Source organism: Helicobacter pylori, assembly GCF_900120335.1.
GTDB classification, from domain to species: Bacteria; Campylobacterota; Campylobacteria; order Campylobacterales; family Helicobacteraceae; genus Helicobacter; species Helicobacter pylori_BU.
This window is the reverse complement of record NZ_LT635477.1, coordinates 971,976-983,268: the sequence shown is the minus strand read 5'-3', so window position 1 is coordinate 983,268 and position 11,293 is coordinate 971,976. Positions and strand designations below refer to the sequence as shown.

Sequence of the window (11,293 nt, the reverse complement as noted above, 5' to 3'; positions counted from 1 at the left end):
TCACCATTAAAGCGTTCTTAGGGGTTAATCCTACTATTGGATCATTTGATAGGGTTTTTTAGGTTGTTTTTAAAGTGGGGGGTTAAAGGGTTAAATCAAAGCCTAATCGCAGAAAGTTAAAAACACTCCAAGGCTTTAAAATAAATAAAAGAGCTTGCACAAACAAATTTTTTAAGCGTTCTTAGGGGGTAATCCCAACTATTAGATGATTTGATAAGGGTTTAGGTTGTTTTTAAAGTGGGGGGTTAAAAAGAGTTCGTTCAAAGCCTAATTGCAACAAGTTAAAAACACTCCAAGACGCATTTTAAAATAAACATAATAAACATAATAAACATAATAAACATAATAAACATAATAAACATAATAAACATAATAAACATAATAAACATAATAAACATAATAAACATAATAAACATAATAAAAGAGCTTGCACAAACAAATTTTTTAAGCGTTCTTAGGGGGTAATCCCAACTATTAGATGATTTGATAAGGGTTTAGGTTGTTTTTGAAGTGGGGGTTAAAGGGTTTAATCAAAGCCTATAAAAGGCCTTGAGCTTTTTTAGAAGGCGTAGCCATAGACCCAATACACGCTATAAGGGCGGAAGTATTTCACTTCAGCACCGCCAGCTTTATAGTAAGTGTTGTAAATCGTAGGGATTTGCACACCGATTTCTATAGAATGCTGGTTATGGCTTTTTAGGTCTTTTTTCAAGATACCAAAGTTCATGCGTAAGCCCACATCAAACAAGAATTGGAATTTCGTCGCTGTAGGTCTGCTCGCAAGCTGAGGGCTGTTTCTTAGCGTGCTGATATAAGTGTCCCCTGCGAGTTGGATCCCCCCAAAGAAGCCCGCGTTAAGACTCCTACTGCCAAAAGAGCGGCTAAACACATTGTAAAGCACATCAGTCCCCACCCCATAAGTGAGCAAATTGACTTGATTGTAAGTAGGGCCGTTACCCACGCCCGCACCGTTATAGCTGAAGAAGCCGTAGTAGCGTAAGCCCACATTCTTGTTTTCTCCGAAGAATTGCTTATAACCGATTTTAGTGATAAACCCGTTAAACGCATTCACTTGAGAGCTGTTACCAGCAGCGAAATTCCCAAGCCATGGGTTAGCCTTAAGCTCGTTATTCAAAGCGGTAACTTTAGCCAAAGTGTTTGTGGTGTTGTTTAATAGTTGGGTAGAACGCGTTTGATCAATATTCCCGCCATAGCTCACTTGATAGCCTGTTGAATTGCTGATGTTAGCGTTGTTGGCTAGCGTTAAAGCGTTTTGAGAGTTACTGACGATGTTTTGCACTAAGCTAGTGAATTCCTTAGCGCTCAAATCATTCCCGGCGTTAGCCGAGTTGAAGACATGTTGGGCTAAAGCGGCGTCTAAAAACGCTCCTGCAGCCCCGCTATCACCGCTTGGCCCCATGGTGATTGAAGCTTGCTTTAAGACATAAGCGATTTGTTGGGCGGTAACCCCATTCCCATAAGCTTGATTGGTGTTATTTTGAAAGATCCCACCTGCTTGGTTGTTGGCGTTTAAGAATGAGTTCATGTAAGTCAAATAAACGCTAGCGGTGTTCAACTCACTGAGCTGGTTGGAGAGATTAGCGCTCGTGGTGTTGTTGTTGCCTTGGAAGATATTGTTGCTGATGTTTTGTCTCAAAGTTTTGATAGAGCTAACCATTTCGTTATAAAGAGACAGGTTGCCTTGGAAACAAGGGTTATTGTTAGTAGTAGCGGCAGCAGTAGCATGATTACCGCTATTAGTGCTACCACATTGGTGAAGATTATCAGTGTTCAAAGTAGGATACAAATCAATCAAATTGCCCAATTGGTTCATAAAAAGGTTGCCCAAAGTCCCGGCGACATTCCCTCCTGTGCCTGCAATATTGATATTGGTGTTGTTTGTCGTGGTAGAGTTTAACAGACCTGCTAATTCTTCGGCTTTGATTTTACCCGGGTTTTTCACTTGTTGGACCACCTGACCTAATTCATACCCAAAGGTCATAAAGCCCCCATCTTCTTCAGCGCCCACTGGATTGAAACTCAAGCTTAACGCTAGGCTCAAAGGGGCTAAGAATCTTACTTTTTGAGATTGTGTCATTAAATTTTCCTTAATCATTTTGAATGGCTTTAAATTTTGTTTCATGTTTGTCTCTTCCCCCCTTTCTTAGAATGAATACCCATAAGACCAATAAACGCTATAAGGACGGAAATACTTCACGGTAGTCCCTGCGGATTTGTAATAAGTGTTATAAATCGTAGGCACCACCACGCCAAATTCCACCGTGTGCTGGTTGTGGCGGTTGGATTTCCCATCTAACTTACCGAAGTTCATCCTCATACCAAAGTCAAAGAGGAACTGGAAGTGCGTGTTATTGATTTTCCCATGCAATTTCACATTGGGGTCATCTCTGAGCGTGGATTGGACGGTTTCGCCGGCTAATTGGATACCGCTAAAAAAGCCCATATCCACAGAGCGGTTTTGATAGGAGCGGCTAAAGATGTTATACAACACATCAGTCCCCACCCCATAAGTGTATAACCCTACGCTGTTTTGAGTGGATCTAAAGCCCACGCTCGCCCCATTATAAGAGAAGAAGCCGTAATAGCGCAAACCGATATTCCTTTTCTTCCCAAAGAATTGCTTATAGCCTATTTTGGTGTAAAACCCGTTCATGATATTCGTTGAACGGCTGTTACCGGCTCTGAATTGGGGCAAATAAGGCATGCTCCTAACCTGATTGTTGAGCGCGTTGATCTTATTCAAAGTTACTTGCGCGTTATAAAGAGCGTTAGGGAGCTGACTGGCGCGCCCTTGCACAGCGTTAGCTTGGTTGGAATTTATCCCAGCGCTATTAACCGCGCTCCCGCTAATGGTGTTTTTAGTGAGCTCGTTATAAACCGCTTGAGATTGATCAATGATGCCTTGCACCAAACCTGTAAAAGCGGCTGAATTGAATTCCTTATTCCCAATGTTGGCGGCTACGGCAGAGTTGAAAGCTTCTAAGAGCAATTCGTCTTGCTTGAGCAAGTTCGCTGCGTTATTGAGGATATTTTGTTGGTTTTGAAGGTATTGAATGGCTTGTGTGGAGTAAGTTTGACCATCTGAACCAGTCGCACCGCTAGCAATAGTAGTTCCATTCTTAGCCTCTAAAGCCTTATTCATCGCGTTAAAAAACACGTTCCCCGCGTTCAAGTAGGTGAGCTGTTGTTGCATGTTAGGGAAATTGGTGTTCGTGCCGTAGTTAGTCTGGCTGCCGATCGTGCTTAAAATCTTGTCAGTCAAGCTAGGGAGCCAGTAATAGCCCGCAGCGGTGCAAGCGCTTTGGCTATTATCAAGAGAGCTGCTATTAGCCGTCCCTGCAGCCGCGCAAGTCCCACTGCCTACCGCACCCTGTAAAAGAGCGTTCGCAGACACATCGTTACCATTGAGTTTCGTGGGGTAAGCCCCTAAAAGCGAATAAAGGTATTGGGAGAAAGCGTTACTCAACGCCCCTGCGACATTGCCTCCGGTGTTGTTGTTTAAAATGTTGTTCGTTACATCAGCGTTAAGCTCTCTGGCGAGTTCGTCGCTTTTAGCACCGCCTGGGTTTTGGACATCTTGCATGACTTGTCCGAGCTGATAACCGACGGTGAAAAACCCTCCATCGTCTTCGGCATAACTTATGCTAGCGCAAAGGGCTAGACTAAGAAACAGCGTTCTATTCTTCTTTATCATAATTTTCCTTATCAATGGGATGCTCCTTGATTGAGATTAAATTGGGATTCAGTTACATCAGAGCTTGTAAATTTGTAAATAATGTTTAGTAATACAAATTGTCAAATGTAATTGTGATATTTTCACATAATGAAAATTAAACTAACCTTAAAAACCCCCTTAAAGACCCCTTATAAAGGAAATAAAGTTACAACAATTGAGACGCTTTTTACAAAAAAAAAAAAAACGGGATCTATAGGGGGATTAGCCTTAAATTTTGGGGTTTTTAAAAAACGCTTTTTGGCATTTTTAGGTTTTTTAAACTATAATCACGCCAACGCAAGTAGTCATTTCTAGGTTTCTCTTTTGTTGCGAAAATTTGGAGCATGTTAGGGTTTGGGATAATAGCGGGTGGTTATCCCAGAAAGGAGATAACCAACTATGAAGTTACTATTAGTGATCATAGTTTTAATGGCCATCGCAACGCCACGCCATTATACTAAAATTTTGGCTCTAGCGCAAGCTAGAGTTAAAATCTTGCTAGCGTTTTTTTTGTGTTTTTCTTGCATCTCATAAAAATCCCATTATAATACTCTAATGATATGACATGGTAGCGATTCTAGTGTTAAGCGAATTTGGAGCAATTAGTTGTTTCTGATCTAATGGGTTGGGAGATTGCAGTGGGTGGCACTCCGTTAGGAGGCACTACCATAAAATTCGTTTTTGGAAAATTGTTTTTATAGCGACAGTTTTAGTGGTTATCTTGACACTGCCACTTTATTAAAAACAAGCTCTTAAGAGTTCCTAGCTCTTAGGGGCTTAACTATCGCTATAATCATATCATTTTCTGCTTAAACAAACAATACAAAAATCAATTTTATTTTGAATCAGGTTTCAAAAGTCCCGCTTCATACAAAAACACCGAGGGCTTATGCTCTTTGGGTTTGGCGTTTTCCCTCAATTCGTTTTTCGCATAAGAAAGCCATAAATTTTCCTTAGCCCTTGTGATAGCGACATAAAAAAGCCGCCTTTCTTCTTCAATGCCCCCACCGGTATTCATGAGCTTATGGTTAGGGAAACGGCCCTCCATTAAATCTATAATATAGACGTCTTTAAACTCTAAGCCTTTAGAAGCATGCACGCTCAATAAATTCACGCCCTCGCCTTGCGTGGCTTCACTTGAGCCTATTAAAGTGCCGTTTAAAAAACGCCCTAAATTTTGGTAATTTTTCGCCAGAGAACTCAGCAAGTCCATTTTTTCATTGAAGCGTTTTTGCGCTTGGAGTTTTTTAAACTCGTTATAAGAGCCGTCCTTATTTTTGGATCGCTCTTTTAAAAGGCGTGTTTTAAAGGTTTGAAAAAACGCGCTTTCTAGAATGTGTTTGATTAAAGCGCTAGGGGAATGGGTAGGGGCTTTGGTATAGAGCATGAAAAAATCGCTCAGCGTTTTAGCCCCATTGAGTGAGATTTTAGGGTGCATCAACACCGGGTGCGAATGAAACGCCTTATCTATCACGCTGTTAAATCTTGAGCTGTTTTCTAGGGCAAAAATTTCTTCAAAAAGCCCCATGGAGGTGATTTCTTTTTTCTTCGTGTAAATTTTGGCTTCTTGGTTAGGCTGAGTTAAGGCCAATTTGAGATCGCCATTGCCTAAAAGCATTAAGGCTTCATGAATGTCTTTAGCGGTGTTAGAGCCAATATCGCTGATATAGCTTAAAATATGAATCGCTGCCATAATGTCTTTGGGGTTAAATAATAGCGCGCAAATATCTAACGCTAACGCCACTTCTTTGGATTCAAAAAAGCTCGCGCTCCCTTTTCGTTTGCTTGGCACGTTGTGGGATCTTAAAGCGGCTTCTAATTGATCCGCGCTAGCGTTATTCCTAAAAATCACCGCCACTTCTTTAAAATTTTTTCGCATGACAATGCGTTTAGCGATGTCTTGGCATTGTGCGATGTTGTCGTTGTAATTTAAAAGCGTGGGTTTATTGAATTTCCCTGATTTCACCACTTCTAAATTTTTAGGGTAAATGCGTTGGTTGTGCTGTATCACTTGATTGGCGAGATCTAAAATCTCTTTAGAAGAGCGGTAGTTTTTGGTGAGCGTGAAAACTCGGGCGTTTTTGTATTTTTGAGTGAAATTAGAAATGATAGAAATATCCGCCCCGTTAAAAGCGTAAATGCTCTGATCGTAATCGCCCACGCAAAACAAACTAGGGGGGTTGATAGCGTCTAAAATGGATTCTTGTAAGGGGTTAGTGTCTTGAAATTCATCGCAAAGCACTTCTTTATAAGGACTGGGTCTTTCTAGCATCGCCTTTTTAAAGAGCAGCAGTAAGTCGTTATAGTCAATATAATCATGCTTTTTTTTAGTGTTTTCAAACTCTTCTAAAATGTTTTCATAAAAGGCGGCGTATGGCGCGTGTTCAGGGTTTTTACTAGAAAGCCAAGCGCTAAAATCTTCTTGTTTTAGAGCGTTAGTGTAAAGCGAATAAAGGGCGTATAAATGCTGCGAAGTGTAGGGCTTTTTATCCTCATCTGTTGCGTTTAGCGCGTTTTTAGTGTCCACAATGCTTTCTAAAAGCTTTCTTAGTTCCTTAGGTTGTTTTAGGCTTAAGTTTGGGTAATGCTCCTTTAAATAGCGATACGCCACCGCATGGAAAGTGCCCGCTTCAATTTTGGAGCTTAATTTGGAGTATTTAGCCACCCTAGCGATCATTTCATTACTCGCTTTATTGGTGAAAGTCAAAAGCAAGATTTCTTCAGGCTTGATGCCGTTATTAAGCAGGTGTAAAATGCGCCCCACAATGGTAGAAGTTTTTCCCGTGCCAGCGCTCGCAATGATTAAATTATACCCTTGCAAAGCCGAAGCCGCTTTTCTTTGCTCAGGGTTTAATTGTAAGGTTTCTAACAAGTTTTATCCTAGTTTAAAAAGTCTTTAGGCAAAAGGGCGTTTTCTAAAGAGCGTTGCGAAAACAAAAAACGCCCATCACACACAAAGCCCAATTCTTGCCAATTGATAGCGTTGAGTTTGTCGCAGAGGCTTTGTAAATCCAAATTTTGGTCATAAGGGAATAGCGCTAAAATAGAGCCGTCATAATTAGGGCATTGGTGGATAAAAAAGGGGTTTTTTTGGCGCGTTTTGGCGTTGACATAAATGCGTTTTTTAGGGGATATGTGATGCATCCTCCCCCATTCAAACCAATTACTTTCATTGAATTTTTTAATCTTTCTTTGCATCAAGCTGTCTTTATGCTGGAGTAAATAGTCATTAGGCTTATTGACAAAAACCATTTTTTCTAAAACATTGGTTCTTTTGGTGATTGAGGTGACAAATTCTAAATTCCCGTATGTTTCATTTTTAAAAATCTTATCGCACCCGCTCACTGCCCCCACCTTAACCTTAAAAACCTCGCTTAATTTTTGCGTGTAAGATTGGTTGAGGAAATACAAAATGCCTTTTTTGCACACGAATTGCAAACCATCGTTGGTGATTCTACTGAAATCACCCTTACAAAAATGAAAAATCACGCAATTAGGCATGGCGTTTGGGAAAACCTTTTGATCGCCTAATTCAAAAAAATGCGTTATCGTGCCTTCTTTGTAAATCCATTCGTTTAATTTCACGCTAGAAGTGGATTTTAAAAAATCCCTTGGGGTGATGAAAATCAATTCGCCATTAGGCTTTAAATGCTTGATCGCTTTTTCTATGAAAAACAAGTATAGGTTACTCCTTTCATCAAAAAGGCTGTAATGGAGTTTTTCTTTGGTGCTTGGCGCAATATCCTTGTGTTTGACATAGGGCGGGTTACCAATAATGGTGTCAAATTGATTTTCTAAAGGGTAGTCAAAAAAGTCCATGCAAAGGGCATTTTTAGGGCAGATTTTAGGATCGATTTCAATCCCTACAGCCTTTTTTAAACGCTTTAAAAAACTCCCATCGCCCGCGCTTGGCTCTAAAACACTCCATTGATTTTGCTTGAGAGTGAGCATGAAATCCACTATATTTTTAGGGGTGAAAACCTGCCCTAAAGTTTTAATCTCTAATTGATACAAAAAATTCTCCAAAAAATTCTTTGAATGTTAAATAAATATTAGCTCGTAACTTAACGCTTTTGGCTAAAGCGCTTAAGATGAAGTTTTTACTTTCAATAAAGCTTCTTTGAACGATTTTTCTGTTGTTATCCCACTTGCATTGGAAGGGCAAGTTATTGGGTTGGAGGGTTTGAATGCCTTTTAAAGAATTGATAAAAACGTCTTTAGGATCGTTTTTGTTGATAATCAAAAAATAATAGTCTCTATTGGTGTTTGTGCCTAAGTCTTTGTGAAGTTTTTGAAAGTATTTTTCCCATGCGATTTCGTTATTAAATTCCGGCAATAAGCCGCATAACGCATAATAAATCCCTAATTTGCAATTAAGATTGTCAGCGGTTTTTGTGGTGGTGGTTTTAATATTAACAGGATAAAAAATCTTATTTTCTTCAAAACTAAAATCCCACCACTCTCTGGCTCTTGGCAGTTGGATAGGAAAATTACCCTTAATGGTATTTAAAATTTCTTCTTCATTGACAGATGGATTTAATCGCCCATCTTGTAAGGGCTGAGACAAACTATAAGGGTTTGTTTTTAAAAATTCTGCAATTTCATTAAGCTGTGTGGGTATCATTAAATATCCTTATTAAAAAGGGTATTTTACCACACTCCTTATTTTAGCCCCTTATTTTTTCAAGCTAATGGCTTCTTTAATCATGTCATCGCCCGCGCCAAAGGCTCTAGCGTTCATGGAATAGCCTCTTTGCATTAAAATGAGATTGGTTAGGGCGTTCCCGGCATTCACGTTGCTCGTTTCTAAATATTTGTGCCTGATTTTCCCAAATTTGAGCTTGCCCTCTTCGTCCCACCCTAAAATGGGGTTACCGCTTAGGGGTCTGTTTTCGCCATTAATGGTGCCTTCTTGCATTTCATAGAGGTTACCGCCGATTTTTCTTAAGCCTTGATCGTTAGTGAAAGCCAAAATACCGATGCGAGCGACCGGCTCTACCACCCCATTACTAAAGGCTAGAGAAATCACGCCATTTTCTTCAATGCGCATGTCTCTAAAAATGCCTCTAGGCTTGCCGTCTTGACTCGCTTCTAAAAGTTTAGAGTCTTGGTAAGACAAATCGCTAGAATCATGGTTTTCGCTCTTATCCAAAGAGTAGGTGAGCTTATTACCCTTAAAATCCAAAGTCATGGGGGCGGATTTCATTTTATGTGTGGCTGAATCAAAGCCGACAATTTCCCAAGTAGGATCATTGATAGGGGCTTTGTTTTTGGGATCGACGATGTAGCTTTTCACTTCCCAAGTTTGGTTTTTCCTTTTGCTCGTGGGGCTTGATGTGGGATCGTTGGAATTGGTCATGTAGTATTCGCTTTGGAGCAAGTATTTATCCCCGGCTTTATCATAAATATCCACTTCTGTGCTGTAATAAGGGATTTTGATCGCCACTGAATCCCTGCTGATGCCCTTTTTCAATTCCATTTGATTCGCGTTCAAGCCCAATTTATCCGCAATGCCCCCACTCAAGCTAAAAGTGATAGGCGTTTCGCTAGGATTAGCGATCTCTAATAAAAGAGGGGGGCTTTTGGCGTCTTTTTCGCTTTTGATGAGGTTCAAGTCTAGCCCGGTTTTTTCTTTAAGGAGTTTTTGCAAATCGCCTAAGGTTTTGAATTGGTTTTCGCCTTTTTCAGCGTCCCCATAAGTGAAAACAAAATCCTCTTTTTTGCCATCTCCTTTTTGGATACTCACATTCAATTTACGATTGGTGATCGCGTCTATTGGCTCGTTATCGTCATTCGCTAAAGCGTTAATATCCTGGTTTAAAAAACGCTCTTTAATGATTTCGCCCTTATCGTTTAAGAAAAAATCTTGCACGCCCTTTAAATGGTCTTTAGGGTTTAGATTCACGCTAATATTCACTTTCGTGCTAAGCACGGGCTGGTAAGTCAAATCCTGGGGGATTTGTAAGGGCGAAAGGGTGTTGCCATGCAATTTTTCAATGTCTTCATCTCTAGCGGTGGAATTGAGCGTGCCGTCTTTGATTTTTTTCAAATCAATACCATAAACATAATAGCCCTCAGGGGTTACCAAATAGCCATCAGCGTCCCTGGCGAAATTCCCGGCGCGCGTGAGAAAATTATCCTGTTTTTTGCTAAAGCCGTCTTTATTGATGGTCATTTCCCCGTTTTTATTGGGCCCTATCACAAACCAGCCCTTGCCTTGATACGCCATGTGGAATTCCCCCTCACTAGGCATGTATTCGCCATCTTTATTAGAAAGGACATTGCCTGAGCCTGTAACGCCGTAATTTCGGTCGTTAGCCACAACGGATTTGGCGTTCAAAGCGTCTAAATGCGAAGAAAACAAGGTCTTAAACTCCGGATCATTGGAGCGATAGCCTAAAGTATTGACATTGGCGATATTGTTTGAAAGGCTGTCAATACCAAACTGATGGGTTTTAATCCCGCTATAAGCGTTTAATAAGGTGTCGTTCATGCTGTCTCTTTAGGGGGGGTTTGGGGTTTCTGTGGTTTTTGATCCGAGAGTTTTTGATCAAGCGGTTCTTGCGGTTTTTGATCCGAGAGTTTTTGTTCAAGCGGTTCTTGCGGTTTTTGATCCGAGAGTTTTTGTTCAAGCGGCTTTTGTTCAGAGATTTTCTGTTCAAGGGCTTTTTGATTAAGTGGTTTTTGATCCGAGAGTTTTTGATCAAGCGGTTTTTGATCCGGTTTGTAAAACTCTATCGCGCTGTCTATGGGTAAAATCATTTCACCCATTCTTAACATGGGCTTGCCTTTATCAAAAATCACGCTTTCCACTTCGCCCCTACCAATGCGCGTTTGCAAATACTGCTTGCTTTGAGAGTCTAAATTGTATTCAGCCTTGATTTTGTAATTGCCTTTAGGAACTTTTTCGCCCTTTTCGTTTGTGCCGTCCCATTCAAAATTGATATACCCCTTTTGCCCGTTATAATCTTTTAAAGGAATCGTTTTGACTAATTCATTGTTTTCGTTTAGGATTTGAATCGCTGGCACTCCTTTAGAAGCGTCAATTTTTTCATCAAAAAAGAGCGAAAAAGAAAGCTTGTTATTGCCATCAAAATTCGCCCCGCTCACATCGGTTTCAGCGATCTTGCCTATCATGCTCACAGAATTGAGCGCGCTTACTTCCCTTAAAGAGTTATTAGCCTTTAGGCTATCGTCCATGCCCTTGTTCAGGTTTTCCATGGTGTCTTTTAAAGCGCCTTGAAAGTCTTTTAAAGATTCGTTAGTTTCTTTATTGGATTTCATGGCACTGGCGACTTCTTGCATGGTTTTTTTGTTTTCTTCTTGCATTTCCACTTGCGTGAGTTGCGCGGTTTGGGTGATGATTTTATCCGTTTCCATAGGAGCGGTGGGGTCTTGATTTTTCAATTGCTCTAAAAAGAGTTTCATGAAAGCGTTTTTATCCAACCCGTTAGCGATGGTGGGTTGCTCTTTTTTCCTTTCTTGCGCGGCTTTAGCTCCTGTAACTTCTGCTAAATCAATGGCCATGATCTCTTCCTTATTAAAGATGTCTTATTA

At 40.5% G+C, this 11,293-nt stretch carries 7 protein-coding genes; all 7 read right to left on the bottom strand.

What is annotated here, in order from left to right:
• Nucleotides 1-559: 559 nt before the first annotated feature.
• Entirely contained in the window at nt 560-2,143 is a 1,584-nt protein-coding gene (gene alpB / locus CS889_RS04815; RefSeq protein ID WP_089087003.1) for a Hop family adhesin AlpB, read from the bottom strand.
• A 21-nt stretch (nt 2,144-2,164) separates the two neighbouring features.
• Nucleotides 2,165-3,715 carry a Hop family adhesin AlpA gene (alpA, locus tag CS889_RS04810; protein WP_089087002.1) on the bottom strand — a complete coding sequence of 517 codons (1,551 nt, stop codon included), beginning with the start codon at nt 3,713-3,715 and terminating at the stop codon, nt 2,165-2,167.
• Nucleotides 3,716-4,571: 856 nt separating this feature from the next.
• Entirely contained in the window at nt 4,572-6,608 is a 2,037-nt protein-coding gene (locus CS889_RS04805) for an ATP-dependent helicase (RefSeq protein ID WP_089087001.1), read from the bottom strand.
• 8 nt (nt 6,609-6,616) lie between these two features.
• Nucleotides 6,617-7,762, bottom strand: a complete 1,146-nt coding sequence (locus CS889_RS04800; protein WP_172825117.1) for an Eco57I restriction-modification methylase domain-containing protein — start codon at nt 7,760-7,762, stop codon at nt 6,617-6,619.
• A complete protein-coding gene (locus tag CS889_RS04795; RefSeq protein WP_089087000.1) occupies nt 7,731-8,360 on the bottom strand; it encodes a restriction endonuclease in 630 nt (209 codons plus the stop codon). The genes CS889_RS04800 and CS889_RS04795 overlap by 32 nt, the downstream gene beginning before the upstream one ends.
• 51 nt (nt 8,361-8,411) lie before the next feature.
• Nucleotides 8,412-10,229, bottom strand: a complete 1,818-nt coding sequence (locus CS889_RS04790; RefSeq protein WP_089086999.1) for a flagellar hook protein FlgE — start codon at nt 10,227-10,229, stop codon at nt 8,412-8,414.
• Nucleotides 10,226-11,263, bottom strand: coding sequence for a flagellar hook assembly protein FlgD (gene flgD / locus CS889_RS04785; protein WP_089086998.1), 1,038 nt, complete (start codon nt 11,261-11,263; stop codon nt 10,226-10,228). Before flgD ends, CS889_RS04790 begins: the two co-directional genes overlap by 4 nt.
• Between the last annotated feature and the right edge of the window lie 30 nt (nt 11,264-11,293).

Coding starts and splice junctions, on each gene's coding strand:
- CS889_RS04790 (WP_089086999.1), bottom strand. CDS start 10,229: ATGAACGACACCTTATTAAACGCTTATAGCGGGATTAAAACCCATCAG.
- alpB (WP_089087003.1), bottom strand. CDS start 2,143: ATGAAACAAAATTTAAAGCCATTCAAAATGATTAAGGAAAATTTAATG.
- flgD (WP_089086998.1), bottom strand. CDS start 11,263: ATGGCCATTGATTTAGCAGAAGTTACAGGAGCTAAAGCCGCGCAAGAA.
- alpA (WP_089087002.1), bottom strand. CDS start 3,715: ATGATAAAGAAGAATAGAACGCTGTTTCTTAGTCTAGCCCTTTGCGCT.
- CS889_RS04795 (WP_089087000.1), bottom strand. CDS start 8,360: ATGATACCCACACAGCTTAATGAAATTGCAGAATTTTTAAAAACAAAC.